We start from the raw sequence: 26,408 nt of genomic DNA, 5'->3' as shown, positions 1-26,408 counted from the left end.
TTGAGTGGTTGCGCGCTTGGCACGCCGTTTTTTTTGACTGGTGAATCAAGGTTTGCGTATTTCGCCGTACTGGGCAAGCGTGAATGTCCGGACGTTTTCCCCTTCGTTGTCAGACCATGTTACGCGCGATTCGCGACGCCCTGTCGTTTTGATACAATAGCGTGTCGTTTTCATATGCGGAAATGGCCGCCTTGAGGTGGAAATACTCGGCATCCGACCACATTTCGCACGTCGTTTCCGTTCTTAGAACCATATCGCCGCGTCCGGTTTCGCTGGTCCAGTGGCAGACCCCGCGGGCGGACAGCGGATCGTCGGGGTGGATCACCCAGGTTTCCCGCGCGATGGTGCCCGAACGCGCGCCATGGCTGGTGTCCTCGACCAGGCCGCTGTCGTCAACGATGATCAATCGCACCTCGCCGTTGGCCTTGTCGATTTCGGTCCGGCGTGTGTTCGATTCCGGGCGCAGGGTACGGATTTCCCAGGGCGCGTCCCCGTCCTCGGGCGGGAACACCCATTCGTCCGTCTCGCCCGCCGGGCGCTGCGGCAGGTCGATTGACGCCTCGTGCAGCGTCAGGCAGGCGCGTTCCGGCGAGGGCCAGATCATCGGCCAGTACGAGGACGAGACCGCCACCCTGAGCCGGTGTCCGGCAGGCACGCGATACCCGATATGGTCGAGGTCAAAGGCGATGTCATAGATACGTCCCTGCTCCAGCGGCTCGGGCGCGGCATGGCTGTCGCGATGGGTCAGGTTCAGCACGCCATAAGTGATCCGGGCCGAGGTGCCGTCGGGCAGCACATGGTTCAGTCGCACCGCGATCTGCGCCTGCGGCTTGTCGGAACTCAGCCGCAGCCGGATGCGCGGGGCGCCGACGATATCCATCCTTTCGGGCAGGGGGACGCTGTCGAAACAGACGGACAGCGCGTCGTCCAGCCGCTGGTCGCCGGGCAGTTCCGGCCCGGCAAAGAACGACCCGTATTCACCGCAATCCATGCCTGCGTGCAAGGGCGTACTGACCTGCGCGGTCAGTGGCCCCTCTGGCCCAAGCCCGGTGTCTGTCAGGTGCAGGGTCTCCACCGGCAGGTGGCGGGTAGAACCTGCCTGTTCCGCGATCCAGCGGCCGGGGCGGTAGAGGCTCTTTGTCTCGGGCGCGATCCCGTCCATCACATAAGCGCGGTAATCGGGCTCATCCTCGACGCCGTTCTCGACACCCTTGAGCCAGCGGTCCCACCAGCGCAGCGCCTCTTGCAGGAACCCTATGCGGGGGCCGGGGATGGCGAAATGCGGGTATTTGTGGATCCAGGGCCCGTTGATCCCCTTGACCACCGTCTCAAGGTTGTCGACCAACTGCGGCACCGTGTTCATGTAACTGTCGCCCCAGCCGCTGATCGCCAGCGTGGGCGTCCTGATCGCGCTGAAATCCTCGCAGATCGAGCCATGCCGCCAATAGGCGTCGCGGGTCTGGTGCTGCAACCAGATCTCGGGCAGGAAGGGTTGCGCCTTGAGCCGCTCCAGCCACATCTCGCGCCAGGCCTCGCCCACCAGCGCCGGATCGGGCGCGCGGGACGAGAAACACCACATGGTGGCGCCCCAGCCCAGGTTCTCGTTCAACAGGCAACCGCCCTTGAAATGGATGTCCTCGGCATAGCGATCCACGGTCGAGCAGAGCGTGATGATCGCCTTCAGCGGTTCGGGCTGCATCGCCGCCACCTGAAGCGAGTTGAACCCGCCCCAACTGATTCCCATCATGCCAATTGCGCCGCTGCACCAGGGCTGCACCGCAAGCCAGTGGATTACCTCGACCGCGTCGTCGAGTTCCTGCTGGGTGTATTCGTCCTCCATCACCCCCTGGCTGTCGCCATTGCCGCGAATGTCGACGCGGATGCAGGCATAGCCGCGCTTGGCCATCCAGGGATGGGTCAGAGCATCACGGGCACAGGTGCCGTCGCGCTTGCGATAGGGCAGGTATTCCAGGATCGCCGGCACCGGGTCGGTACAGCTGTCAACCGGGCGCCAGACCCGGGCCGAAAGCCGGGTGCCGTCCGACAGGGTGATGCCCATGTCGGCCAGTTCCTCGATCTCGCGCAGCGCATTCGTCGTGGTCATGGACGGACTCTTTCAGAGCGATTGTGGGAATCTGAGTAGAATTGCGACGGTTCAGGCGCGAACTGCGACCAGCAGGTCCATCACATTGGTACCGGTTGGGCCGGTTGTCAGCAAGGCGCCGTGCCGCTCCAGCCAACTGCCGCTGTCGGCGGCGGCCAGCGCCTCGGCCGCACCCGGCCCCCAGGTCTGGCCGGTCACGATACCGCCCGCTGCCTCGGTCGGGCCGTCGGTGCCGTCGGTGCCGCCAATCACCACGCACAGCCCCTCCTGCCCGGCGATCTCGCGCGCCAGCGCCAGTGCCAGGCCCTGGTTGCGCCCGCCCCGGCCCGGATTGGGGGGCAGCACCACGGTGGGTTCTCCGCCCAGCACCAGAACACCGGCGGGCAGGGCGCAGAGGCGTGCGCCGATCCGGTCCGCCAGCGCAAAAAGATCGTCATGCAGCGCCTCTTCCTCGCCCTGTATAGCCAGACCCAGCTCACGCGCCTTGGTCACCGCTGCCTGCCGCGCGATGGCGTTCGAGGCGATGATCCTCGCCGCGCCCCGGAATGTCGGGTCTGTGGGCAAGGCCCCGATCCCCGAGCCAATCACCATCAGGTCGTCGCCCGGCACATCCGAGATCGCCAGCACATCGGCGCGCGCGCCCTTGAAACCCGCCAGCAGGCCACCGCCCTTGATGCGCGAGATCTGCCGCCGCCGGGCGTTCATCGCGGTGATGTCCAGCCCCTCGGCCAGCATCGCCCGGTTCAGCGCCGCCAGATCGTCCAGCGTCTTGCCCTCCACCAGGTCCTCGGCCAGTGCCGAGGCGCCGCCCGAGACCAGCAGCAGCAGGCGACTGCCCTCGGGCATCGCCCCGACCGCCTGTCGCAGGGCCCGGCCGCCGGCCAGGCTGCGCGCATCCGGCACCGGATGCGCGGCCTCGATCAGTTCGACCGTCGCGGGCAGCTCCGCCGCGTGGCCGTCCTTGGTCACCACCAGGCAGGGCACCGGGCCGAACCGGTCGAGCGCCGCCCGCGCCATGCTGGCCGCTGCCTTGCCGACGGCCAGGATGCGGTCCGGGCGGGGCATGTCCGCCAGCGCGGCGGTGGTGGCGGCACGGCCTCCGACCGCGTCCACCCCGGCCTGCCAGATCGCGCGCGCCATGTCCTCGGGGGTCATCATGCCTCCATCCATATGGTTACGGGTCCATCGTTGAGCAGCTCGACCTTCATGTCGGCCCCGAAACGCCCGGTCTCTACCGGCACGCCCTGCGCGGCAAGCCGCGCGGCGAAATATTCGTAGAGCCGCGCGCCCTCGGCGGGGGCGGCGGCAGCCGAAAACCCCGGCCGGTTGCCCCGCGAGGTGTCGGCGGCCAGGGTGAACTGGCTCACCACCAGCGCCCCGCCGCCGATATCCAGAACCGAGCGGTTCATCTTGCCCGCCTCGTCCTTGAAGATGCGCAGCCGCGCGATCTTCGCCGCCAGCTGGTCGGCCTGCGCCTCGCCATCCCCCGCCATGGCGCAGATCAGGATCAGGAGGCCCGGCCCGGTCTGGCCAATCCGCTCGCCATCGACCGTGACCGAGGCATGGGCCACACGCTGGATCAGGGCGCGCATCGGGCACCTCGGGTCCTGGCGCTGCTCATCCGCGCCACTCCACGATTTCGGCCACCGGGGCGCGATCGGTCCGGAACCCGTTGGCCGGATGCCCGGTGTCGGAATAGCCGAAGGAAATGGCGCAGAGGATCAGCCGGTCCTCGCCAATTCCGAAATGGCGGTGCAGGAAAGGCGCGTAGGAAGCGACGGCGGCCTGCGGGATGGTCGCAACCTCCAATGCCTGCGCCGCCAGCGTGAAAGCCGCGACGAACCCGCCGCAATCCATGGCGCCATACCCGCCCAGTTCGGCCGGGCTCGAGACGATGGCGCAATGGGGCGCGCCGAACAGCGAGAAATTCTTCATCATCTGCGCCGCAGACCCCTGCCGGTCGCCCTTTTCCACACCCACCGCCTCGTAAAGCGCCCAGCCGCAGCTGCGGCGGCGGTCTTGGTAGACACCGGAATAGCCTGTGGGAAAGGCAAGGTCGGGTTTTGCCACGCCGCTCTGCACCTCTGCCGTCAGGGCGGCGCGGAAGGCCTCGGTTTCCGGACCGCTGGTGATCACCAGCTGCCAGGGTTGCGCGTTGCACCAGCTCGGCACCCGCCGTGCGGTCGCCACGATCCGTTCGATATCGGCGCGCGGCACCGCGTCGGGGCGGAAGGCGCGGCAGGAATGGCGCGCGGCCAGCAGATCATCGAGGTCGCTCAGGGTCATCGGGTCTTTCTCCTTCTTGCCGCGCACCATGGCGGCAGGGCCGACAAGGTGCAAGACAGGCGCGCGAATTTGCGCCGGATCAAGGCGCGCCGCGCGCAAGTGTGAAAGACTCAGGCCGAACAGCAAAGGAGGGCTGACCATGGTTGAAAAATCTGATCACGCCGGCCTCTGGCCGTCGCTCTACGATCCGTTCCGCAGCTTCGGGGCGAAGCTTGCAGATTGGCTGACCCCGGCGACCGAGGCTTCGGGCAACGACAACGCCTATGACATCTCGATGGAACTGCCCGGCGTTTCGGAAAACGATATCGAACTGACAGTCGAGAACGGGGTTGTCACGATCCGGGGCGAGAAGAAGACCCATGAGGAGAAGAAGGGCGACACCTGGTACTTCTCCGAGCGCCAGTATGGCGCGTTCCGCCGATCGTTCCGGCTGCCCGAGGATGCCGAAGGCTCCAAGGCCGAGGCCAGGATGAAGGATGGCGTGCTGCACGTCCGCGTGCCCAAACGGGCCCAGAAGGCTCCGGCCGCGGCGCAGAAGATCTCGATCTCGCGCGGCTGACGCCATGCGCCCCGGCCCGAGGAGGAGAGCGGGCCGGGGCCGTCATCCGCGAAGGGGCTCCGCCCCCGCCGCGCGTGCCGCGCGGCTCCCCCGGAGTATTTGCGACCAGAAAGAAGCAGGTTCAGATTCCCTGGTACATGTAGCTTTCGCGGTTGGCCTTGGCGCGTTCGTAGCGGTCCGGCGAGGCACCGGCAGGTATGCCTTCGTCGGTCGGCAGGCAACCTGCCAGCAGGGCGAGGACGAGGAGGGGCGCTGCGAAATGGGCGGGGCGGGCCATGGCGGGCTCCTTCTGGCGCGAGGGGTACGATTGTCAGATAGCGGGGTGGGGTGCCGCGTCAATTACTGGTTCGCAGCCATCAGGTAGCCGATCCCGGCTGCTGCCAGCAGCCCGATCACAATGGCGCCGATGATCTTGATGGCAGACCAGGGCCGTTCGCCCTGCACCCGGCCGGTGCGGCCGTTGACGACGAACCGGTAGGTGGTGCCCCGGTATTTATAGGCGGCCAGCCAGACGGGCAGCAGGATATGCTTGAAGGTCACGTCCGACACGGCGGTGTCGATGGCATGGATGCGCTGCTGGTCGCCGCCGATATCGAAGCGCACGTCGCGTTCGATGACGCGGGCCATGTGGGCGCGGGCTTGCGTCTGACCCTCGGCGAGATCGACGGTGTAGCCCTCGGCCCGGAAACCGGCCAGATACTCGGGCCGGTAGGGTTCGAGCGCCGCCAGGTCCCAGGGTTCCAGCCCGTCGGTGTGGGATTTCGGCAGCGAGCGCGAGGCCAGCACCAGCACATCGTCAAAGAAACGCGCGACCCGGCCCGATTTCGGGGTCCAGCGGATCTTTGGCACCTGTTCTGTGACCCGCTTGCCGTCGCGCACCACGGTGCGGGTCTCGTAATAGATGGTGCCGCGCTCGCCCCGATAGCTGGATTTCGTGTCGGCGTCGAAGGTCCAGTAGGGCACGTAGATGCCCTGCATCCTGCGGCCCTTGCGGGCGTATTCCTTCAATCCGTTCGGCGCGAACCAGAGCCGGCCCAGCCAGTCGGTCATCGCCTTGTGGGCGCTGCGTTCATCCAGCGCAAAGGGCAGCACGCCGCGTGGCTTGATATGACGGTGGATGCCGGTGTCGGTCACCACCGGGGTGGCGCAGAACGGGCATTCGGCGGCGTGGGTGTCGGGGTCGAATTCCACCTGCGCGGCGCAGTTGGGGCAGGTGAGGACGCGGGTTTCCTCGATCTCGGCCTCGGGCAGGGATTGCGCCATGGCGGCGTCGAAATCCAGTTCGCGCAGGCTGGCACCCTTCCACGGGTCGGCACGCATGGGTTCGGTATGGCCGCAATGGTCGCAGACCAGCGTGCCCGCAGCCGGGTTGAACCGGTAGTCGGCGCCGCATTGGGCGCAGGGAAAGCGGTGCTCCTGCACCGGTGCCGGGGCGGCACCGGGCGGGGGCGGGGGAGTATCGGTCATGCCTTAGCCTTGCGGTCGGGTGATCCGGGTCAAACTGCCATCCTTTTTGACATATTGATGCCAGAGCGCAACCAGCGCATGCGCCTGCGCCAGCAGTATCAGGGCGCTGCCCACCATTCACCCACCTTTCGGGAATGGGCCTTCCAGGCCAGTGCCCCCAGGGCGGGGGGTGAGTAGCATCAGCAGATAGAGCAGCCGGTGGCCCTAGGTCGCGGCCTGCTCCATCAGCGGGGTGGCGCCGGGCAGCGGGCCGGGGGCACCCTGTAGACGGCGCACGACGATGCGGATCAGGACCGCCGCAAACACTGCCATCCCCAGCCAGACATGCAGGGTTTGCCCGCGAACCCGCTGGCGCCGGTCTCGATCCAGGTCTTGAGCGCGCGGCCCATGCCCTCGTGAATGAGTCAAGCGGCGCCGATCAGGAGCGCGATGCGCCAGCGCAGCGCGATCAGGAGGCGGGAATAGGCGGCGCGGGCGGACATGTCGGGGGCTCCTTGGACAAGCTATATCTGGCGCAAACTGCGCGCGCCCCGGTTTCCGTCGCGGCGGTGTGGTTCAGGTGCCGGGGGGCGGCGGGGGCGGCGGCAGGATGGTGAAGAGCTGCGCCAGTTCGCGCACGTCCTCGGCGCGTTTCCATCCGTCCTGCCCGGCGGTCCAGACATAGGTGTCGCGGGTCAGGCTGCCCTCGGCCGCCATGCGACCCATCTTGGCCTTGGAAAACGGGCCCGAGGTCTGTCCGTCGACCGCGATGTGCCAGACATGTTCGACGGGCGGCGGCGGCGGGGCGGCAGGCGCCGCCGCCGGGGCCGCGCCCCATGGGCCGGGCTGCGCCATTTGCTGGGCCATGGCCATGCCCATGCCCGCGCCCAGTCCGGCGGCCATGCCGCCGCCGGCGGGGTTCGCGGCTGCCGCCGTCATTGCCTCGGCCGCCGAATACTGGGTGAACTTGCCCAGATCGCCCGCCAGCCCCATCGAGGTGCGCTTGTCGAGCGCCGCCTCGACCGCGGGCGGCAGGCTGATGTTCTCGATGTAGAATTCGGGCATCTCGAGCCCATAGTCGGCCAGCGGTTTGGACACTTGCGCGGCAATCAGCTTGCCCAGGTCGCGGGTATTGGCGGCCATGTCCAGCACCGGGATGCCGGACCCGGCGATCATGCGGGAAAATTCCTGCACGATGATGTTGCGGATCTGAAAGCTGATCTCGTCCATGGTGAACTCGCCGTCGGTGCCGACGATCTCGGTCATGAAGCGGGCCGGGTCGATGACCCGGATCGAATAGGTGCCGAAGGCGCGGATGCGGGTCGGCCCGAATTCCGGGTCGCGCAGCATGATCGGGTTCTTTGTGCCCCATTTGAGGTCGTTGAACCGGGTGGTGTTGACGAAATAGATCTCGGACTTGAACGGCGAGCGGAACCCGTGGTCCCAGTGCTGCAAGGTCGTCATGACCGGCATGTTGTTGGTCTCGAGCATGTAGAGACCGGGGGTGAACACGTCGGCGATCTGGCCTTCGTGGACGAATACCGCCGCCTGCCCCTCGCGCACCGTCAGCTTGGCGCCGTACTTGATCTCGTGGCCCTCGCGTTCGAACCGCCAGACCATCGTGTCGCGGCGGTCATCGGTCCAGTGGATGACGTCGATGAACTGGCCGGACAGAAAATCGAATATACCCATGTCGTGTTGGTCCTCTTCCTCGCGCTGGCGTTACAGCGACAACCCCATCTTTTCCCGCGCGATGAGACGGATCACCGGGCGGGCTTCTTCGGCGCTCATGCCTTGAATGAGCCTTTCGTCATAGAGCATGGCAAGCAGTTTCTCGTCCTGGCTGGTGAGCAGGGCGAATTCGTCGTCGTCGTTGAAGATCGAGGGCCGCGCGCCGGGGCTGTCGTTGGACAGGCCCAGCCCCTGGGCGATTTCCTCGTGGACGCAGCTGAGCCGCACCAGGTCGGGATGCTCGGCCCGGATCAGCGCCACCGCGCGCACATAGGTATAGGGCGCATCGGGCGCGGTGGCGGCAAAGACGAAACAGTAGAAATCGCGCGGCAGGTTGACGAAGAGGTCCAGCTGCCTCTCGCTGATGCCGGGCACCAGGCGGCGCAGGCGGTCCTGCACGAAGGGGCCGTCGTCGAGCCCGGCGACAAACACGTGGAAATTGGCGTTGCGCTCGGTGGTCGAGACCGGGTGGCCGGTGAGGCGGCCCAGTCGCGCGGCATAGGACTGGATGTTGGTGCGATCTGCATCGCGCCGGTCGAGCGGTACGGTCGGGCCGAATTCGACACCGATACGCACGGGCGCGGCCCAACGGCTGAGCCGGCCGCTGGAGCGGCCGCCGGTCGGCACCGGGGCGTTGCCGGAATACTCGTTGAAAAAGGCGATGTTGATGAAATTCCGCTCCAGATCCTCGGCGTCATAGGGCGTGTCGGGGCCGCCGCCATCGGTGCGCAAGAGCCCCCGGGTGAGCAGGTCGTTCTGCACCGCGCTGTAATAGCGGGCGAGGTCCTGGCTGCCGGCCGAGGCGGGCACAACCGCATCGCCCGCAGGGGCCAGACCCACGGGCCGGGCCTGCGGCACAGGTGATGTGCGCGGGGGCATGTCGCAGGCGGCCAGCGTCAAAAGCGCAAGGAGCGTGCAAGCCGCGCGTATCGGGCGGAAGACCGGCAAGGGATCAGCCCGGTACCGCGGTGCCGGCATTGTCGCCGGTACCATCGGCGCGGGCGCGGGCGGCGGCCAGCGTGTCGCGCAATTCGGCTTCCATCTTCTTGAGCTCTGCCTCGGCGGCGGCGCGCTTGGCCTTGCCTTCGTCGGCGATCTGGAGACTTTCCTGAATGGTGCCGATCAGGTCGGCATTGGCCTTTTTCACGGCTTCGATGTCGAACACACCGCGCTCCATCTCCTGCCGGATCAGCTTGTTGCTTTCGCGCAGGTTGGCGGCATTGGCGGTCAGCAGTTCGTTGGTCAGGTCGTTGGCGTCGCGCACGGCGGCGGCGGCCTCGGCGCTGCGCTGGATGGTGACTGCCTGCGCCAGCTGGGTTTCCCACAGCGGAACGGTGTTGACCAGGGTCGAGTTGATCTTGGTCACGAGGCTCTTGTCGTTTTCCTGTACCAGCCGGATAGAGGGCAGCGACTGCATCGTGACCTGGCGGGTCAGCTTGAGGTCGTGCACCCGGCGTTCCAGATCGTCGCGAGCGGCGCGCAGGTCGCGCAGTTCCTGCGCCTTCATCACCTGGTCGCTTTCGGGGGCGGCATCGACGGCAGCGGCCAGTGCGGGGATGTCGTGATTGTCCAGTTCGTCCAGCTTTTCCTCGCCCGCCGCGATATAGAGCGCCAGTTCGTCGTAGAATGCGAGCGTCTTTTCATAGAGCAGGTCAAGCGACTTGATGTCTTTCAGAAGCCCGTGTTCGTGCCGCAGCAGGTCGTCGGTGATCTTGTCGATCTGGCCCTGCACCTGTTCGTAGCGGGCGGTGAACTTGGCGAAGGGCGCGGTGCGGCCGATCAGTTTTTCCCACCAGCTGCGTTCACGGCGCACGTCCAGTTCGCTGACCGAGAAGCCGCGGATCGTGGTGACAATGTTGCGCAGGCTGTCGCCGGCGGGGCCCACGTCCTTGTTGCGGACATCGGCCAGCATGGCCTGGCTGATTTCCTGCAACTCGGCCTGCGCGCCCGAGCCGAAGCGCACGATGGAATTCGTGTCGCCCATGTCGATCTCCCCCATCCGCCTGCGGATCTCGGCGCCTACCGGCGCGTCGGCGTCGGCCAGTGGCACGATCTCCGAGCTGGGTTCGGGCAGGGTGACGGCGGTCACCTCCTCGACCAGGCTGACGGTTTCTGCGGCTTTCTTCTGAATGCTTTCGGACATTGAAAATTCCTTTGTTCTCGGGGCTGGTCAGTCCGGCCGGACGCCTTCGCGCTTCAATCTTTCGCGCAGGACGTCGATTTCGATGGTCAGATCGCTGCGGTCATCCAGCAGCATCTTGCGTGTGCGGGCGGCGAAGTTCTGCTCCAGGTCGTCGAGCAGCGCGACATAATCGAGCATGGTTTTCTGATCGCGGGTGCGCGGGTAGATTTCGGCAAACTTCACGGTCGCATCGCGCGCGCCCTGAAGATAGACCGTAAGAAACTTGCGGGCGCCGGTCAGATCTCGCGGATCCTCTTCGACAGTGCGGAACAGCTCGCGCGCGGTAACCTGGAACCGTTCGACCCGGGCTTCGAGCTGGCGGTTGCCGGCCCGGCGGATGGCGCCGGACATTTCATCCAGCAGCGTTTCCGCCTCGCTCACAGCGCGCGCGACCCGGTTTTGCTGGAATGTGTCGATCCCTTCCATCCCCTTGTCGCGCATCGGATCGGGACCAAAGGCCACAAGGTGCAGGGCACCCGACGCGAGGCCGAAAAGACCAGCCGCAAGAACCGAGGCGTCGCCATCCATGAGGCCGGACTTGTAGACAGCGACCCCGGTGCCCAGCGTGGTCAGGACCGTGGCGGCCAGTTTGCGCGGAAAGGCGGGGCGGCGCGCCACGCGGCGGGCGTGATAGGCGGCCTCGGCCCGAAGCCCCTCGCGCAACAGCAGCGCCGCGCCGGTCCAGAGCCCCGCCGCGACCAGACCGAGCGTCAAGCCGATGGCGCCGTCATTCAGCGAGGTGAAGACGAGGGGAATGGCGGGTACAAACATCGCGTTCGCCCGTGCGCCTGCGGGATCGACCCGCGCGCCGTCGAACTGGCCGCGCCTGGGAACGGTCTCCTCGGGCTTGTCCGCCTCGGGGCTGTATTTACCGCCATAGCGTTGCGCCATCGGCTCAGAGCCCCCCCAGCCAACCGGTGGCCACACCGAACAGCAGCACCAGAAGCGCGGTATAGGCCAGTTTCTGTATGCCGGTTTGTGACATAGCCAATCCCTTGCCGGTTGTCCTGCAGGAAATCTAGGCGATGCGGCGCAGCCTTGCTAGGGGGAAGGTTCCGGCAAACGGCTCAGCGCCGCGGTTTGCCGCCAGAGGGGCGAGAGCCGGGCCTGTTGCCCGGTTTTGCGCCCTTGCCGGGCCGTGGCCCCTTGGCACCTCCGGGCTTGGCGGCTGTCGCCGGGCGGGACGGGGCCGGTTTGGCAGCCGGTTTCGGGCCCGGTTTGCGGGCGTCGGTACGCGCGGCGGGCGTTTTCGGCGCACCGGCCTTGGCCGCCCCCGGCGCGGGCCTGCGCTTGCGTTCGGGGCGGGCGGGGCGTTCGTCGGTGGGCTGGTCTTCGGCATCCAGCCCCAACTGGTCGCGCAGCACCCGGCGGCGCACTTCCTCGACCTTGCCGGGCGCAAGGGTGCCCAGTTGGAACGGACCATAGGAGATCCGGATCAGCCGGTTCACCACAAGGCCGATATCCTCCATCGCGCGGCGGATCTCGCGGTTCTTGCCCTCGCGCAGGCCCACGGTCAGCCAGGCGTTGGCGCCCTGCTGGCGGTCCAGCGTCACGATCATCGGCTGGAACCGCTCGCCCTCGATCACCAGCCCCTGGCGCAGCGGCGCGAAATCCTCGTCCTTGGGCGTGCCCTTGATCCGCACCCGGTACTTGCGCAGCCAGCCGGTCGAGGGCAGTTCCAGCTGCCGCTTGATCGCGCCGTCATTGGTCAGCAGCAACAGCCCCTCGGAGTTGAGGTCGAGGCGGCCCACGCTCATCACTCTTGGCATCTCTTCGGGCAGGTCGTCGAAGATGGTCTTGCGGCCCTTTTCGTCGCGCGCCGTGGTCACCAGGCCGCTGGGTTTGTGATAGAGCCACAGCCGCGCCGGTTCGGCGGCGGCCAGCGGCGCGCCGTCGACCGTCACCCTGTCACGGTCGGTCACGTTCAGCGCCGGGCTGTCGATCACCTTGCCATTGACCGCGACGCGGCCGGCCTCGATCATGCGTTCGGCCTCGCGGCGCGAGGCGACGCCCGCGCGCGACAGGATCTTGGCGATGCGCTCGCCGGGGGGAGGGGTGTTGCTCATGCCCGCGCAATAGACCATTTGCCGCGCTTGCGGAAGATGGATGATCGGGGCAGGGTCGGGCATGGTTTTCAGATCGCATATGGATCAGGCGCTGGAGGAGGCGCGCGCGGCGGGCGCGCGTGGCGAGGTGCCAGTGGGCGCGGTGATCGTGGCCCCCGACGGGCGCGTGGTGGCCGCCGCCGGCAACCGCACGCGCGAGACCTGCGATCCGACGGCGCATGCCGAGATCGTGGCGCTGCGCGCGGCCTGTGCCGCCGCCGGGTCCGAACGGCTGCCGGGGCATGACCTGTATGTGACGCTGGAACCCTGCGCCATGTGCGCCGCGGCTCTGGCGGCGGCGCGCATCCGGCGGGTGTATTATGGCGCTGCGGACCCGAAATCGGGCGGGGTGGCGCATGGGGCGCGGGTGTTTTCGCACAGCCAGGCGCATCACGCGCCCGAGGTCTATGACGGGATCGGCGGCGAGGCGGCGGCGGAACTGCTGCGGGTTTTTTTTGCCGAAAGGCGGGACAAGGGGGACGGCTGAGATGGAATTCAGGTTTCGCGAAGGCGAAGAGGTGGTGGACCTGCCCGAAGGCACGGATGCCGGGGTTTATTTCATTGGCCGCGTCCGCACCCCCTGGAGCGAGCGCAAGGACTGCCCGCGCCAGGGGCGCGAGGACGGTCCCGAATGCCGGATCGAACTCGACCCGCGCTGGGCGCCGGCGCTGCGCGGGGTGGCGGACTATACTTATCTTGACGTTCTCTACTGGCTCGACAAGGGACGGCGCGATCTTTCGGTGCAGAACCCGAAAAGCGACGGCAAGCTCTATGGCACCTTCGCTCTGCGCTCGCCCCAGCGGCCCAACCCGATCGGCCTGTCGCGGGTGCGGCTGGAGCGGGTGGAGGGCACCACGCTGGTGGTGCGCGGGCTCGATTGCCTCGACGGCACGCCGCTGATCGACATCAAGCCCAACCGGTGTGAGTTCACCCCCAAGGCCGCGCCGAAACCGGGCGGCTGACACCTTTCCCTCTTTTCAACCTGTGGTTTATCGGGTTCACTTCCGGTCCGGTTGGACAGGAGGGCGCGATGGTACAGGTGTTTCTGGATGCGGTGGCGATCCGGTTCTATCGCGGCATCGGCGGCGAGATGCAGCGCATCGGCCCGTTTTCCGCGATCAACTTCTTTGTCGGCGCCAATAACGCCGGCCTTCATCGACACGCCCGCCCCCGCGATCTTTTATGTCGAGAATGACGGGCAGCAGACGCGGGTGCGCCCGGCGCTGGTCCGTCAGGAAAAGTGGCATCTGCTTGACGATCTGAGGCTGCGGGCCTCGGACCTGCGCGAAGGGATCCATTATTCGATCCTGTTCTAAGGCGACCGATCAAGGGGGGCGCCTATGACCACGCCTTCCATTTCCTGCGCAAGGATGGTGCGGAATATGAAAAGGCCGACAAGGTCGGTGCGGCGCGGCTGGTCTGTGAAAGCCCCGCCAATCTCGACGTTCTCGACCTGCGGGAACAGATCACCGAACTGATCGCCCATATCCGAAGCGCCAACGGCATCCAGGCGGCGTGAGCCGCGCGGATGCCCGGCCCAACCGCAGGCGGCGCATCCGCGAGGCGTCGCCCTGCGGGCGGGAGCGGCCCGTCAGCCCCGCGCCACGATTCCGCGCGGGATCTCGGCCAGAACCTGTCCGCCCTCGGGCGTTATGACAAAGCTTTCGGTGATCGCCAGGCCCCAGTCCGGGGTCCAGAGGCCCGGCATCAGGTGAAAGGTCATGTTGGCCGCCAGCGGCGTGGTGTCGCCGGGGCGCAGGCTCATGGTGCGCTCGCCCCAGTCGGGCGGGTAGCTGAGCCCGATGGGATAGCCGGTGCGGTTGCCCTTTACGTACCCCGCCCGCGCGACACTCTCGTAGACGCAGGTGGCGACCTCTTCGCAGGTCACGCCGGGGCGAGCGCGGGCCAGCGTTTCCTCGATGGCGGTCAGGATCGCCTCTTCGGCGCGGCGGATGTCGGGTGGCACCTCGCCCAGGTAAAGCGTGCGGCTGACCGGGCAATGATAACGGTGATAGCAGCCGGAGATCTCGAAATAGGTGGCCTCGCCCCGGACCAGCGGCCGGTCGTTCCAGGTGATGTGCGAGGCCGAGGCCTCGAGCCCCGAGGGCGCGATGGGGGCAATCGCGGGATAATCGCCGGCCAGTCCGCCAGGACCGGCGACGCCGGCGGCCTGCACCTCGGCCACCAGTTCGTGTTTCAGGCGGCCTTCGCGAAAGCCTGCGCGCAGGACGTCATGCATATGCGCCGTCAGCACGCCCGCCTTGCGCATCAGCGCCAGTTCGGCCGGGCTCTTGACCGCGCGCTGCCAGTTCACCAGCCCGGTCGCATCCGTCAGCGCATCGCGTCCGAACGCGGCGTCGAGCACCGCATGGGACCTGGCGGAATAATAGTAATTGTCCATCTCGACCCCCAGCGCCCGGGTCCAGCCACGGTCGCGCAGCAGGCTGACCAGCGAATCGACGGGATGGTGATCGGGGTGCTGGACATGCTCCTCGGGCCAATCGAAGAGATCCTCGGGGGTCAGCCATGAGGTCTGCGACGCGCCCGGCTTGTCCTGCGTGCGCCCCCACCAGAGCGGGTTGCCGGTGGCGTGCAGGATCACCATCTGCGGCACGTAGAAGCTCCAGCCGTCATAGCCGGTGAGCCAGGCCATGTTCGACGGGTCGGCGACCAGCAGGGTCTCGATACCCTGCCTGTCCATCGCGGCGCGGGTGCGTTTGAGGCGGTCGGCATATTCGTCGGTCGAGAAATCGCTGGCTGGCATGGAGAGGGTCTTTCCTACAGAGGGTCCTAGCGTCGGGTCAGGCAATGGAGAACATGATCGCCCTCCAGTCCCTTTAGCGCGGTGACGATGGCGTCGGAATAGTCGAAATCGCGCTGCGCCCCTGTCATGGTGCGGGTCGCGTCCGAGGCCAGGATCTCTCCGGCGCCGGCGGTGGCGGCGATACGGGCGGCCTTGTTGACCACGGTGCCGAAGAAATCGCCGCGGTTCTCGACCACCTCGCCGGTATGCAGACCGATGCGGAGGGCAATATCGGGGGTCAGCGCCATTGTCTCGGCACGGATGGCCAGCCCCGCACGGACCGCCCCGGTGGCGGACCGGAACGAGGACATGGTGCCATCGCCCAGCGATTTCACCAGCGTGCCGCCATGTTCCGTCACGATGGTTCCGACGCGTTCGAAATGGTCATCGACAAGGCGCGCCCATTCCAGGTCGCCCAGGGTTGCGGCAAGGGCGGAACTGTCGACGATATCGGTGAACATGATCGTGGCCAGCCCGCCGGTTCCGAACCGGTGCGACCCGGCCTCGGCGGCGGCGATCAACCGCTGAAAGGCGGTGTGTTCTATCCCGAGTTTTTCCTTGTTCGAGGTGGCCTCCGAAATGTGGTGCTGCACCATCTTCCAACCGCCGCGTTCCAGCACGAAGACAAAGGTCGCCCTGTGGGTGCCCTGGCTGCCGGTGCCGGGAAAGGTATAGCGGCACCGATAGGTGGCCCAGCCGGTCTCGCCATGCTCGAATGCCTCGATCTCGATGTCGTCCTCGATGAAATCGGGCACTTCGGCCAGGTGATCGGCAATGCCGTCGCGCACCAGCTGGCCGCGCCAGAATTCGCCATCCGCCGTGCCGATGTAGACCAGCGCGTCGGAATGCGACAGGTAATGCGGCAGGTCGGCCACCTTGTGGTTGCGGATCAGGATCGTCCAGCGTCGGACGATGGCTTCGATCTCGGGCGAGGGCCGGATCATTCGCGCCACTCCAGCCGGTGAACCAGATGTTCGCCGTCGAGCCCCTTGAGCGGCACCGAGACCGTGTCGGTGAACGCAAGGCCGGCTGTTTCGCCCAGCATCTTGCGGGTCGCATCGGAGACGCGAATTTCGCCGGGGTGCGCAAGGGTCGCGATACGCGCGGCCTTGTTGACGACAGTGCCGAAGAAATCGTTTTCGGATTGCACCACGTCGCCGGTGTGAATGCCTATGCGCAGGACGATGGCAGGGCCGTCCGATTGCCTGCTCGCGGCCATGATCCCGCGCGCGGCCTCCAGGGCGTCGCCGGGGGAGGGAAAGCTCGACATGGTGCCGTCGCCCAGAGATTTCACGAACTGTCCGCCGCCTTTCTCGATGATCCGTCGAAGGGCGGCAAAGTGCCGGGCGACCTCGGCAGACCACAGCCGGTCGCCCATGACCTCGGCCAGACGCGAGGAATTGACGATATCGGTGAACATGATCGAGGCAAAGCCGCTGCGCTGATCGAGCGAGAATCCGTTCTGCGCGGCAGCGACAAGATCGGCGATGGCGGTCTGCTCGCTGCCCACGAACTCCAAATTGGAGAATGGCAGCGACCCGTGGCGGTGGACGATCTTCCATGCCCCGTCCTCGAGCGTGAAGATCAGCGTCGAACGAATGGTGAATGACCGGTCGGGTTGGTGCGCAAGAACCAGTTCGTGACACATGCAGGCCCAACCGGTGCCGTCATTCTCATAGGCTTCGGCAAAGGTTTCTTCGTGTTTGAGCAGTTCGGGTATGGCGCCAAAGAAATCTCCGATCCCTTCACGTATGGCCGCACCTGCCCAGAGTTCGTTCTCTCCCGTACCGACAAAGCGCAGGTACGGATGTTCGGTCAACAGGTTGCGAAGCTCGTTCGGCCGCCTGTTGGGGACCGCATCGATCCAGCGGCGCGCGACCGCAAGGAGTTCAGGAGAGGGTTTGACCCCGCTCATTCCCGCCACTCCAGCCGATGGATCACATGCCGTCCCTCAAGCCCCTTGAGGGTGACCTCGACCGGTGGCGAGAACCGGAACTGGCGTCCGGCGCCGACCATGATGCGGGTGGCATCAGACAGGCAGATATCGTCCGGAGCGGCCAGCGCCGCGACCCGCGCGGCCTTGTTGACCACGGTGCCGAACATGTCGCCCTCCTGTTCGACCAGATCGCCGGTATGCAGGCCGATGCGGATTCGCAAGCGCGGTTCCACGTCGGTATCGACCATGGCCTGTTGCAGCCTGGCCGCCGCGGTCAGTGCCGCCGTGGCCGAGGGGAAGGCTGACATGGTGCCGTCCCCCAGCGTCTTGATCAGCGTGCCGCCATGCTCGGTGACAATGGCCTCGACCTGTTTCAGATGGGCGCGGACCGCGATGGACCAGCGGGCGTCGCCCAGGGTCTCGGCCAGAACCGAACTGTCGGCGATATCGGTGAACATGATCGTGGCGATGCCGGTCCGCCCCAATTGGTCAGGGGTGGCAAGCGCGGCCTCCAGAAGGTCTTCGAAGCCGCGCGATTCGTATCCCAGCGCCTCCATGTTCGAGACCGGGTTGGAATTGTGGACATGCACGATGCGCCACACAGCCTGTTCGAGATGCAGGACAAAGGTCGAGCGGAAGGTGATGACCTTGCCGTTGTCCAGCGACACCCGTTCACCGAACCACTCGACCCAGCCCAGGTCACCGCATTCGAAGCCGCGGAACTCGTCCCTGTCCCATGCGAACCGGGGGATGTCATCCATGTATCCCGCCATGCCCCGGCGCAACGTGTCGCCGCGCCAGATCTCGTCATGCGAAGAGCCGATGTACCCCAGCGAGGGATCCGCGGAAAACAGGTTGACCACGGCCGCCTTGTCCCCCGACGCGTAGGATCGGAGCCATCGGCGGATGATGGCGCCAAGTTCGGGCGAGGGGGTGATGGCGGCCACGGACTCAGACCTCGATCGGTATCATCACCTCGGCTTCGATCACATCGACGCCCGGCAGGCCGTCGACCAGCGCCCTGGCCGATTGTTCGAGAATCGGAAAGGTCTTGTAATGGCCGGGAATCACCGTCTTGAAGTCGAAATAGCGTTTGGCGGCCCAGGCCGCGGCCTTCATGTCCATGGTGAAATGGCCGCCCGCGCTGAGGATGCCGATATCGGGTTTGTAGTATTCGCCCATCCAGTCCATGTCGGCCATGATGGCGGTGTCGCCGGAATGATAGATCGTGTGCCCCTCGGCGCTGATCATGTAACCCACTTCCGAGCCGCCGGTGCGCAGCCCTTCGGGCGTGGAAAAGGTCGAACTGTGCGAGGCGGGCACCATCGACACCCGGACGCCGCTCAGGTTGACCGTGCCGCCCTTGTTGAAACCGATGGTCTCGATCCCTTCGGCCTCGCCCCAATAGCCCATCAGGTCGTACTGGCCGGCGACCGGGATCTTGAGCCTTTTCGCCAGTGGCAGCACGTCGATCACATGGTCGAAATGGGTATGGGTCAGCAGGATATGGGTGGCGCCTGCGATGGCGGCGTCGTGCTGGTCCTCGGGCAGGGCGGGATTGCCGCTGAGCCAGGGGTCGATCAGCAGCACGGCCTCGCCGCTTTCGATGCGGAAGCTGCCATGTCCCAGCCAGATGATCTTCATTGGTCTTTCTCCCTGAAATGCGTTTGGAATCACCCTAACACCCGCTAGATGAAAATCCATGGACTGGATGCGCGAAATCGACGGCTATTGCGAAAGGCTGGGACCGGGGTACTGGGCCGAGCCGGTCAACGCAGTAACCAACCTGGCCTTTGTGCTGGCCGCCGGTGCGATGTGGTCGCGCACCCGAGGCGGGCGCGACCGGGTCGAAACGGCGCTGATCGCCGTGCTGGCGGCGATCGGCCTGGGCAGTTTCCTGTTTCATACCCATGCCCAGGTCTGGGCGGCGCTGGCGGACACGGCGCCGATCGCCGCCTTTGTCCTGATCTTTATCTACGCGATCAATCGCAGCGGATGGGGGCTGCGGCGCTGGCCCGCGCTCTTGCTGACAGCCGGTTTCTTTCCCTATGCCGCCGCCACGGTGCCGCTGTTCGGGCTGGTTCCGGGGCTTGGCGGCTCGGCCGGTTATGCGCCGATACCGCTCCTGATCCTGATCTATGCCCTCCTGTTGCGCCGTCGGGCACCCGCATTGGCGCGCGGGCTGGCGGCGGGGGCGGGCATCCTTATTCTCTCGATCACCTTCCGCGCGCTGGACGTGCCGCTCTGCGACAGCTGGCCGCTGGGGACCCATTTCCTGTGGCATCTGCTGAACGCGTTGATGCTGGGCTGGATGATCGAGGTCTATCATCGTCATCGCACCAGGGTCTGAACCTGTCGTGAACGGGACAGAAGCCGCTGCGGCTTGTGCGGGACAAACGGACGAGGTCAACCGGAGGGCGGGGATGCAGGAAATATCGGCGGATGTTCTGGTGATCGGCGGCGGCACTGCCGGTTTCGGTGCAGCGGTGGCGGCGGGTCGACTGGGGCTCGATGTGGTGCTGCTCGAAGCCGGGACCAAGGTCGGCGGCGTTATGGCATTCTGCCCCGGCATGCCCTGGGGCGCGGCCTATCCGCAGGGCGAAAGCATTGGCGGGCTGATGCAGGAGCTCACCGGCCGGCTGATGGCGATGGACCCGCCGATGGCTGAAAAGCGCCCCTGCACGCTGGAAAATTTTGGCCCCGAGATCCAGTACGACCACGACGCCGCCACCACGATGATGTTCGAGATGCTGGAAGAGGCGGGCGTGCGCGTCTTCCTGGGCGCGGTGGCTTTTGCCCCGGTAATGGAAGGTGACCGCATCGCGGCCGTCGACATGTTCGACCGGCGCGGACCGCAGCGGATCGCCGCGCAGATCGTGATCGACTGTTCCGGCGATGGCGACATCTCGGCCAAGGCGGGGGTGCCGTTCACGCTGGGCGACGGGCAGGGCAACATGATGGCGGTGACACTGTCCTTTTTTATGGAAGGCGCCGACTGGGACCGGGTGTTTGCCGAGAACGATCCTTACTTCCGCCGTAATGCCGCCAAGGGCATCGCCGAGGGGCGGCTGCATCCGCATCTGGCGCAGCTCTACCTGATGAAGGGGTTTCACCTCGGCACGGTGTTCTGCAACTCGGTGGCCATTCGCGGGGTGGACGGCACCGACCCTGCCGATGTGACCCGCGCCACGCAGGAGGGACGGCGGCGCTGCCTGCAACTGGCGCAGTTCCTGCGCGTGGATGTGCCCGGTTTCGAGAAGGCGCACGTGTCCCAGCTAGGCCCGACCGTGGGCGTGCGCGAGACCCGCAAGCTGGAGGGCGTGTACCGGGTCACCGGTGCCGATCTGGCGGCGGGCACCAGGTTCGCCGACGGGATCGTCGCCTGTGACAACCCGATCGACGACGTGATGCGCAATTCGGACCAGATGACCCATGACGCCATGGTCGAACGCGGTGGCTATTACACCATCCCGTTCCGCTCGCTGCTGCCGAAAAGGGTCCGCAACCTGATGTTCGCGGGCCGCATCCTGTCGGCCGATCTGGTGGCCTTCGCCTCGGTCCGGCGTATGCCGCAATGCATGGCGATGGGACAGGCCACCGGCACGGCGGCGCATCTGTCGATCCGCGACGGTGTGCCGGTGCAGGCTGTGGATACCGCCGAGCTGGTGAGGATGCTGAGAATGCAGGGGGTGTCGCGGCTGGGTGCTTGACCTTTGGGTCCGGGAGCAGTCATCTGCCCGGATGCAGAGGGAGTGAGCGATGACGGCGGCCGAAATGACCGACAGGGCGCGGCACGCCGGGATCGCCGGGGCGATCGCCTGCACCACCATTTTTGCACTGACAGTGGGGCTCAGTTTTCCGCTGCTCTCGCTGGTCCTGGAACAGCAGGGGACCAGCGAGGCCGCCATTGGCATCAACGCCGCGATGACCCCTCTGGGGATAATGCTGGCCTCGCCCTTCTATCCCCGCCTGATCGAACGGTTCGGCACCTGGCAGGTGGCCACAGGCTCGCTGATCCTGTCGGCGCTGCTGATCCTGTCGCTGGGGCTGACCCGGTCCTTTGGCGCCTTCCTCGTGCTGCGGCTGGCGCTGGGCATGGCCGATGTCGGTATCTTCATCGTCTCCGAGACCTGGATCAACCAGCTTGCGCGCCCCGAGAGCCGGGGCCGGGTGGTGGGCATCTATGCCACTGCGCTGTCGGTGGGGTTCGGGGCCGGGCCGTTCACGCTGGCACTGATCGGGTTTCAGGGCTTTGCCCCTTTCGCCGTTGGGGCAGCGTGCTGCGCGCTGGCCATGGTCGTGGTGCTGGCGGTGCGCGCGCATGCGCCGGATGTCAGGGGCGAGACGCTGGTTTCGCCGCTGGGATTCCTGCGCCGCGCGCCGACCCTGCTGGCGGCGATCTGCATCTACGCCTTCTGGGAAGGCGCCATGCTGTCGCTGTTCCCGGTCTTTGGCCTGGCGGCTGGGCTGACGGTGGCGGTCGCGACCTCGGCCCTGTCGGTGGCGTTCCTCGGCAACACAGTGTTGCAGATCCCCATCGGATGGCTGTCGGATCGCAGCTCGCGCCGGCAGGTGATGGTGTTGTGTGCCCTGTTGACCGCAGCGGGGGCGGTGCTGCTGCCGGGCCTGCCCGACCGGCTGCCGCTGTTCCTGGCGGTCCTCTTCGTCTTTGGCGCCACGGCGGGCGGCATCTACACCATGGCGATGGCGGAACTGGGCGACCGGTTCAGCGGCAGCGACCTGGTGGCGGGCAATGCCGCCTTTGCGGTGGCCTTCGGGCTGGGCGGGCTGCTGGGCGGCCCGATTACGGGGGCCGCGATGCAACTGGCCGGAAATGGCGGCTTTGCCGGCGCGCTGGCGCTGGTTTTTGCGGCAATGGCGGCCCTGGCGAATCTGCGCAGGCATCGTGGCTGAACGCTGCCTGTCCGTTGCCCTTGCGACCGCGCCCGTGGGGCGGTAAATGCGGGCCTGACGCAGATGAGGGAAACCGATGTCGATTGACCAAAACACCGCCGCCAAGGTGGCCAAGCTGGCCCGGATCAAGGTGGAAGAAGAGGCGCTGCCGGCGCTGGCCTCGGAGTTCAACACCATCCTCGGCTTCATCGAACAACTGGCCGAGGTGGATGTCGAGGGCGTCGAGCCCATGGTCTCGGTCACGCCGATGCGGCTGAAGCGCCGCACTGACGTGGTCACCGACGGCAACATGCAGGCCAAGGTCCTGGCCAACGCGCCCGACGCGCGCGAAGGGTTTTTCGCGGTTCCCAAGGTGGTGGAGTAAGACATGAGCGAGTTGAACACGCTGACGCTGGCCCAAGCGCGCGATGCGCTGCGCAAGGGCGAAACCACCTCGGTCGCGCTGACCGAAGCCTGCCTTGCCGCCATCGAGGGGGCAGGGGCGTTGAACGCCTTTGTCCACAAGACCCCCGAGATCGCGCTGGAGCGTGCCCGCGCCGCTGATGCCCGGCTGCAATCGGGTGACGCGCCCAAGATGTGCGGCCTGCCCATCGGCATCAAGGACCTGTTCTGCACCAGGGGTGTACCGAGCCAGGCGGCCAGCCGCATCCTGGAAGGCTTCAAACCCGAATACGAATCCACCGTCAGCCAGCAGCTGGCCGATGCCGGCGCCGTCATGCTGGGCAAGCTCAACATGGACGAGTTCGCCATGGGGAGCAGCAACGAGACGTCGTGCTATGGCAACGCGGTCAACCCCTGGCGGCGCGGCAACGAGGATACGCCGCTGACGCCGGGCGGCTCGTCCGGCGGGTCCGCGGCAGCGGTGGCCGCCGACCTGTGTCTGGCCGCGACCGGCACCGATACCGGCGGTTCGATCCGCCAGCCCGCCGCCTTTACCGGCATCACCGGGATCAAGCCGACCTACGGGCGCTGTTCGCGTTGGGGCATTGTGGCCTTTGCCAGCTCGCTCGACCAGGCCGGGCCGATGACCAAGGATGTGCGCGACGCCGCCATCATGCTCGAGGCGATGTGCGGCCATGACCCCAAGGATTCGACCAGCGCCGATCTGGCTGTGCCCGATTTCGAGGCGATGCTGACCGGCGACATTCGCGGCAAGAAGATCGGTATCCCGAGGGAGTACCGGATGGACGGCATGCCCGCCGAGATCGAGAAGCTCTGGACCGATGGCGCGGCGATGCTGAAGGAAGCGGGCGCTCAGATCGTCGACATCAGCCTGCCGCACACGAAATACGCGCTGCCCACCTATTACGTGATCGCCCCGGCCGAAGCCTCGTCGAACCTCGCCCGCTATGACGGGGTCCGCTATGGCCACCGCGCTAAACTGGCCAAGGGCGACGGCATCACCGAGATGTATGAAAAGACCCGCGCCGAAGGCTTCGGACATGAAGTCCAGCGTCGTGTCATGGTCGGCACCTATGTGTTGTCGGCCGGCTTCTACGACGCCTACTACAACCGCGCCCGCAAGGTGCGAACGCTGATCAAGAAGGATTTCGAGGATGTCTTTGCCGCCGGCATCGACGCGATCCTGACGCCCGCCACCCCCTCGGCCGCTTTCGGCCTCGGCGAGATGACCGATGCCGATCCGGTGCAGATGTATCTCAACGACGTGTTCACCGTCACCGTGAACCTTGCCGGCCTGCCCGGCGTTGCGGTCCCCGCCGGGCTCGACCAGCAGGGCCTGCCGCTGGGCTTGCAGCTGATCGGCCGCCCCTGGGAGGAAGGCGATCTGCTCAACACCGCCTATGCGCTGGAACAGGCGGCCGGGTTTCTGGCCAAACCGGGCAAATGGTGGTAAAAGGCCGCGCAAAGTATAAGCAAGAGAGCAGGACAGCAGCGATGCGCGCATTCTATCTGGTTCCCGTGATAGGGGTGCTGGCAGCCTGTAATCCGGCGATCCCGGATTCGGCGGCCGGCGTCGGTTTCAACACGCCCGAGTATCAGGCTCAGCGCGATGCAATTCTGCAAGGGCAGACCATCAACGGCGACCCGCTGATCCCGCCCTCGGCGGTCTCGACCGAGGGGCTGGCGCCCGCCCAGACGGGCGGGCTGATCCAGCCCAACCCGATCGAGGATCCACTGACAGCGACCGCCACGGCCTACGCGCCGCAGCCAACCGATACCGCCGAGGACATCGCCCGCGAAACTGCGGCGGCGCTGGCGGCGGCAAATGCCAATTCGGGGGTCGCGCCGGTTGAAGCCAACCCGTCGAATCCGGCGCCGGAAATGGTGAACAATCCTTCCATCTCCGATGAACAGGATTTCCAGGCCGTCGCCAGCCGCCAGACCATCCAGAGCGACGCCGAGCGGATTGCCCAGAACCGCGCCAGCTACCAGGTGATCGCGCCCACCGCGCTGCCCGAACGCAGCAGCGACGGCACGCCCAACGTGGTGCAATACGCGCTCAGCACCAGTCATCCCAAGGGCACGCAGATGTACAGCCGCGCGGGGTTCAACCTTGCCGCCAAGGCACAGCGTAACTGCGCGGGCTATGCCTCGCCCGACCAGGCGCAGGTGGACTTCCTGGCCAGCGGCGGCCCGCAGCGCGACCGCAAGGGGCTGGATCCCGACGGCGACGGCTATGCCTGTTCCTGGGATCCGGCGCCGTTCCGCCGCGCGGTGCAGAACTAGGGCCGCGTGACGCCGCTCTGGCATCCCTCGCCAAATTTCGGCCCCCGCCGCGACGGGCTTTCCCCGTCGCTGGTGGTGCTCCACTATACCGCCATGGACGGCGCCGAGGCGGCGCTCGACCGGCTCTGCGATCCGGCGGCCGAGGTCTCGGCCCATTACCTGATCGGCGCGGATGGCAGGCTCTGGCAGATGGTGGACGAGGCCGACCGCGCCTGGCATGCCGGGGCGGGGGAGTGGCAGGGGTTGGACGACATCAACTCCCGCTCCATCGGCATCGAACTCGACAATCGCGGCGATCACCCGTTTTCGGCACCGCTGATGACCGGTCTGGAAATCCTGCTGGCAGATATACTGCGCCGCTGGGCGATTCCGCCCGCCGGTGTGATCGGCCATTCCGATATGGCGCCCGGACGCAAATGCGATCCCGGACCGCGATTCGACTGGGCGCGGCTGGCCCGTGCCGGTCTGGCCGCGGCAACCCTCTGTGATCCCGGGGCCGAAAGCCCCTCGCCGGAAGCGTTCCGCGCCCGCGCCTGTGCCGCTGGCTTCACCGCGCAGGTCGATGACGACACTCTTTTGGCCGCCGTGCGCCTGCGTCACAGGCCCTGGGCGCGCGGGCCGCTCGCGCCCGAGGATTTCGCGCCCTTCGGGCAGGTCGCGCCATGAGTCCGCGCCATGAGAGGCTTCGTCTGGCGTTCTTGAGTATTTGCGGCGGAATGAAGTGTGAGAGGCCATGTCTCTTCATTTCGCTAAAAAATACTCCGGGGTGAATTGGCCGCAGGCCAAGAGGGGCAGCGCCCCTGGCTGTCTCGCCTCTTGACGTCCCCTTCGGCACCGCCTAACTGCATGGCGCGCGGAAGGCCGGATGGCCGCGTGGGGGGCAACCCCCGCGAGGAAAGTCCGGACTCCATGAAGCAGCGGTGCCGGGTAACGCCCGGGCGGGGAAACCCGACGGAAAGCGCCACAGAGAACAGTCCGCCGCGCAGGTCGCGGCAAGGGTGAAACGGTGGGGTAAGAGCCCACCGCGCCCCTGGCAACAGGGGCGGCACGGCAAGCCCCACCGGGAGCAATGCCAAATAGGACCCCCGCGCGGGACGCGTCGGTTTCGGCCGATACCTCCGCTAGGCCGCTTCAGCCGAGAGGGGTCGGGTTGGCAGCTAGAGGCGCCTGGCAACAGGCGCCGCAGAGGAATGGTCATCCAAGGGGGCGACCCCTGGACAGAATCCGGCTTACAGGCCCTCCGCGCGCTTTGCTCCACTTATCCCGGCGGCGTGTAGGCGCCCGTCAGGGTACCGGCCTTCTTGGCGATGGCCACGAAGTCCGCCCCGGTCCAGGCCCGGACCGTCTCGACCTTCGAGACCGAGCCCGAGGCCGCCACCGCCATGCCTACCGCCACGGTATCGGCGCCGTCCGGGGCCTCGCTGACCAGCACGACATCGTTGGTCCCCGTCGTCATGTAGAGCGCGACGACACGCCCGCCGACCTTGTCCAGTAGCGCCTGTATGGCGCCGGTGCGGTCCTCGGGCTTTTTCATCAGCCCCTGGATGCCGGATTGGGAATAGGAGGCGTAGGTGATGAAAAGGGCCATGGTTTTCTCCTTTGACCTGTCTGGCTGCGGACCCATCGGCTTGGACCGGGTCCGGGGGTCCCTGTT

The 26,408-nt window shown here is 66.6% G+C and carries 30 protein-coding genes and 1 other RNA gene; 12 read left to right on the top strand and 19 right to left on the bottom strand.

What is annotated here, in order from left to right:
* Nucleotides 1-109: 109 nt before the first annotated feature.
* From BLT75_RS18395 to BLT75_RS18380, 4 genes are read right to left on the bottom strand one after another with little or no spacing between them, the layout of a single operon-like run.
* Nucleotides 110-2,104 carry a CocE/NonD family hydrolase gene (locus tag BLT75_RS18395; RefSeq protein ID WP_093035270.1) on the bottom strand — a complete coding sequence of 665 codons (1,995 nt, stop codon included), beginning with the start codon at nt 2,102-2,104 and terminating at the stop codon, nt 110-112.
* Nucleotides 2,105-2,155: 51 nt separating this feature from the next.
* Nucleotides 2,156-3,262: a glycerate kinase type-2 family protein gene (locus BLT75_RS18390; protein WP_245706580.1), complete on the bottom strand. Its 1,107-nt coding sequence runs from the start codon at nt 3,260-3,262 to the stop codon at nt 2,156-2,158.
* A complete protein-coding gene (gene dtd / locus BLT75_RS18385; RefSeq protein ID WP_093035267.1) occupies nt 3,259-3,696 on the bottom strand; it encodes a D-aminoacyl-tRNA deacylase in 438 nt (145 codons plus the stop codon). Before dtd ends, BLT75_RS18390 begins: the two co-directional genes overlap by 4 nt.
* Nucleotides 3,697-3,721: 25 nt before the next feature.
* Complete coding sequence (locus BLT75_RS18380) at nt 3,722-4,390, bottom strand: nitroreductase (RefSeq protein WP_093035329.1); 669 nt, start codon at nt 4,388-4,390, stop codon at nt 3,722-3,724.
* A 139-nt stretch (nt 4,391-4,529) separates the two neighbouring features.
* Here BLT75_RS18380 and BLT75_RS18375 point away from each other — a divergent pair, with 139 nt between their 5' ends.
* Nucleotides 4,530-4,949 carry an Hsp20/alpha crystallin family protein gene (locus tag BLT75_RS18375; RefSeq protein ID WP_093035264.1) on the top strand — a complete coding sequence of 140 codons (420 nt, stop codon included), beginning with the start codon at nt 4,530-4,532 and terminating at the stop codon, nt 4,947-4,949.
* Between the two features lie 121 nt (nt 4,950-5,070).
* Here BLT75_RS18375 and BLT75_RS24450 read toward each other — a convergent pair whose 3' ends face one another.
* The 8 genes from BLT75_RS24450 to BLT75_RS18345 form a co-directional block, all read right to left on the bottom strand.
* Nucleotides 5,071-5,226: a hypothetical protein gene (locus BLT75_RS24450; RefSeq protein WP_176828118.1), complete on the bottom strand. Its 156-nt coding sequence runs from the start codon at nt 5,224-5,226 to the stop codon at nt 5,071-5,073.
* Between the two features lie 62 nt (nt 5,227-5,288).
* Complete coding sequence (locus BLT75_RS18370) at nt 5,289-6,416, bottom strand: TFIIB-type zinc finger domain-containing protein (RefSeq protein ID WP_093035261.1); 1,128 nt, start codon at nt 6,414-6,416, stop codon at nt 5,289-5,291.
* 204 nt (nt 6,417-6,620) lie between these two features.
* Nucleotides 6,621-6,824, bottom strand: a complete 204-nt coding sequence (locus BLT75_RS24145; RefSeq protein ID WP_143028598.1) for a hypothetical protein — start codon at nt 6,822-6,824, stop codon at nt 6,621-6,623.
* A gap of 147 nt (nt 6,825-6,971) precedes the next feature.
* Nucleotides 6,972-8,087 (bottom strand): SPFH domain-containing protein, encoded by a 1,116-nt coding sequence (locus BLT75_RS18365; protein WP_093035258.1) that lies wholly within the window; start codon nt 8,085-8,087, stop codon nt 6,972-6,974.
* Nucleotides 8,088-8,117: 30 nt separating this feature from the next.
* Complete coding sequence (locus tag BLT75_RS18360) at nt 8,118-9,005, bottom strand: DUF2927 domain-containing protein (RefSeq protein WP_176828122.1); 888 nt, start codon at nt 9,003-9,005, stop codon at nt 8,118-8,120.
* 73 nt (nt 9,006-9,078) lie between these two features.
* Nucleotides 9,079-10,269, bottom strand: coding sequence for a toxic anion resistance protein (locus BLT75_RS18355; protein WP_093035255.1), 1,191 nt, complete (start codon nt 10,267-10,269; stop codon nt 9,079-9,081).
* A 27-nt stretch (nt 10,270-10,296) separates the two neighbouring features.
* Nucleotides 10,297-11,199, bottom strand: a complete 903-nt coding sequence (locus tag BLT75_RS18350; protein WP_093035252.1) for a 5-bromo-4-chloroindolyl phosphate hydrolysis family protein — start codon at nt 11,197-11,199, stop codon at nt 10,297-10,299.
* Between the two features lie 176 nt (nt 11,200-11,375).
* Nucleotides 11,376-12,374 (bottom strand): pseudouridine synthase, encoded by a 999-nt coding sequence (locus BLT75_RS18345; protein WP_245706581.1) that lies wholly within the window; start codon nt 12,372-12,374, stop codon nt 11,376-11,378.
* Nucleotides 12,375-12,435: 61 nt separating this feature from the next.
* Here BLT75_RS18345 and BLT75_RS18340 point away from each other — a divergent pair, with 61 nt between their 5' ends.
* The 3 genes from BLT75_RS18340 (at nt 12,436) to BLT75_RS24445 (ending at nt 13,608) form a co-directional block, all read left to right on the top strand.
* Nucleotides 12,436-12,900, top strand: coding sequence for a nucleoside deaminase (locus BLT75_RS18340; RefSeq protein ID WP_093035323.1), 465 nt, complete (start codon nt 12,436-12,438; stop codon nt 12,898-12,900).
* 1 nt (nt 12,901) lies between these two features.
* On the top strand, nt 12,902-13,375 hold the full coding sequence (tsaA, locus tag BLT75_RS18335; protein ID WP_093035246.1) for a tRNA (N6-threonylcarbamoyladenosine(37)-N6)-methyltransferase TrmO: 474 nt from the start codon (nt 12,902-12,904) through the stop codon (nt 13,373-13,375).
* A 68-nt stretch (nt 13,376-13,443) separates the two neighbouring features.
* On the top strand, nt 13,444-13,608 hold the full coding sequence (locus tag BLT75_RS24445; RefSeq protein ID WP_176828116.1) for a hypothetical protein: 165 nt from the start codon (nt 13,444-13,446) through the stop codon (nt 13,606-13,608).
* 117 nt (nt 13,609-13,725) lie between these two features.
* Here the strand turns inward: BLT75_RS24445 and BLT75_RS24440 are convergent, their stop codons facing one another.
* The 6 genes from BLT75_RS24440 to BLT75_RS18310 all read right to left on the bottom strand — a co-directional run bounded on the left by BLT75_RS24440 (nt 13,726) and on the right by BLT75_RS18310 (nt 18,796).
* A complete protein-coding gene (locus tag BLT75_RS24440) occupies nt 13,726-13,899 on the bottom strand; it encodes a hypothetical protein (protein ID WP_176828114.1) in 174 nt (57 codons plus the stop codon).
* A 105-nt stretch (nt 13,900-14,004) separates the two neighbouring features.
* Nucleotides 14,005-15,177 carry a M24 family metallopeptidase gene (locus tag BLT75_RS18330; RefSeq protein ID WP_093035244.1) on the bottom strand — a complete coding sequence of 391 codons (1,173 nt, stop codon included), beginning with the start codon at nt 15,175-15,177 and terminating at the stop codon, nt 14,005-14,007.
* A 26-nt stretch (nt 15,178-15,203) separates the two neighbouring features.
* A complete protein-coding gene (locus BLT75_RS18325) occupies nt 15,204-16,160 on the bottom strand; it encodes a nuclear transport factor 2 family protein (protein WP_093035241.1) in 957 nt (318 codons plus the stop codon).
* Nucleotides 16,157-17,131: an adenylate/guanylate cyclase domain-containing protein gene (locus BLT75_RS18320; RefSeq protein WP_093035238.1), complete on the bottom strand. Its 975-nt coding sequence runs from the start codon at nt 17,129-17,131 to the stop codon at nt 16,157-16,159. Before BLT75_RS18320 ends, BLT75_RS18325 begins: the two co-directional genes overlap by 4 nt.
* Nucleotides 17,128-18,099: a nuclear transport factor 2 family protein gene (locus tag BLT75_RS18315; RefSeq protein WP_093035235.1), complete on the bottom strand. Its 972-nt coding sequence runs from the start codon at nt 18,097-18,099 to the stop codon at nt 17,128-17,130. The genes BLT75_RS18320 and BLT75_RS18315 overlap by 4 nt, the downstream gene beginning before the upstream one ends.
* A gap of 4 nt (nt 18,100-18,103) precedes the next feature.
* The gene (locus BLT75_RS18310; RefSeq protein WP_093035232.1) at nt 18,104-18,796 is read right to left on the bottom strand and encodes a metal-dependent hydrolase; all 693 of its coding nucleotides are present in this window, start codon (nt 18,794-18,796) and stop codon (nt 18,104-18,106) included.
* A 58-nt stretch (nt 18,797-18,854) separates the two neighbouring features.
* Between BLT75_RS18310 and BLT75_RS18305 the strand changes: the two genes are divergently transcribed.
* The 8 genes from BLT75_RS18305 (at nt 18,855) to rnpB (ending at nt 26,002) form a co-directional block, all read left to right on the top strand.
* Complete coding sequence (locus tag BLT75_RS18305) at nt 18,855-19,502, top strand: ceramidase domain-containing protein (RefSeq protein WP_093035229.1); 648 nt, start codon at nt 18,855-18,857, stop codon at nt 19,500-19,502.
* A 73-nt stretch (nt 19,503-19,575) separates the two neighbouring features.
* On the top strand, nt 19,576-20,862 hold the full coding sequence (locus BLT75_RS18300; protein WP_093035226.1) for an FAD-dependent oxidoreductase: 1,287 nt from the start codon (nt 19,576-19,578) through the stop codon (nt 20,860-20,862).
* A gap of 49 nt (nt 20,863-20,911) precedes the next feature.
* Nucleotides 20,912-22,066: an MFS transporter gene (locus BLT75_RS18295; RefSeq protein ID WP_093035223.1), complete on the top strand. Its 1,155-nt coding sequence runs from the start codon at nt 20,912-20,914 to the stop codon at nt 22,064-22,066.
* 76 nt (nt 22,067-22,142) lie between these two features.
* Nucleotides 22,143-22,430, top strand: coding sequence for an Asp-tRNA(Asn)/Glu-tRNA(Gln) amidotransferase subunit GatC (gatC, locus tag BLT75_RS18290; protein ID WP_093035220.1), 288 nt, complete (start codon nt 22,143-22,145; stop codon nt 22,428-22,430).
* Nucleotides 22,431-22,433: 3 nt separating this feature from the next.
* The gene (gene gatA / locus BLT75_RS18285; protein ID WP_093035217.1) at nt 22,434-23,921 is read left to right on the top strand and encodes an Asp-tRNA(Asn)/Glu-tRNA(Gln) amidotransferase subunit GatA; all 1,488 of its coding nucleotides are present in this window, start codon (nt 22,434-22,436) and stop codon (nt 23,919-23,921) included.
* 41 nt (nt 23,922-23,962) lie between these two features.
* Complete coding sequence (locus tag BLT75_RS18280; protein WP_093035215.1) at nt 23,963-24,754, top strand: hypothetical protein; 792 nt, start codon at nt 23,963-23,965, stop codon at nt 24,752-24,754.
* Between the two features lie 6 nt (nt 24,755-24,760).
* Nucleotides 24,761-25,420 carry an N-acetylmuramoyl-L-alanine amidase gene (locus BLT75_RS18275; protein WP_093035212.1) on the top strand — a complete coding sequence of 220 codons (660 nt, stop codon included), beginning with the start codon at nt 24,761-24,763 and terminating at the stop codon, nt 25,418-25,420.
* 187 nt (nt 25,421-25,607) lie between these two features.
* Nucleotides 25,608-26,002, top strand: an RNA gene (gene rnpB, locus BLT75_RS18270) — RNase P RNA component class A.
* A 10-nt stretch (nt 26,003-26,012) separates the two neighbouring features.
* Here the strand turns inward: rnpB and BLT75_RS18265 are convergent.
* Complete coding sequence (locus tag BLT75_RS18265) at nt 26,013-26,342, bottom strand: GYD domain-containing protein (protein ID WP_093035320.1); 330 nt, start codon at nt 26,340-26,342, stop codon at nt 26,013-26,015.
* Nucleotides 26,343-26,408 lie beyond the last annotated feature (66 nt).

This window comes from Ruegeria marina (assembly GCF_900101475.1).
GTDB classification, from domain to species: domain Bacteria; phylum Pseudomonadota; class Alphaproteobacteria; order Rhodobacterales; family Rhodobacteraceae; genus Ruegeria_B; species Ruegeria_B marina.
The sequence above is the reverse complement of the archived record's forward strand: the minus strand, read 5'-3'. Positions and strand labels throughout refer to the sequence as shown.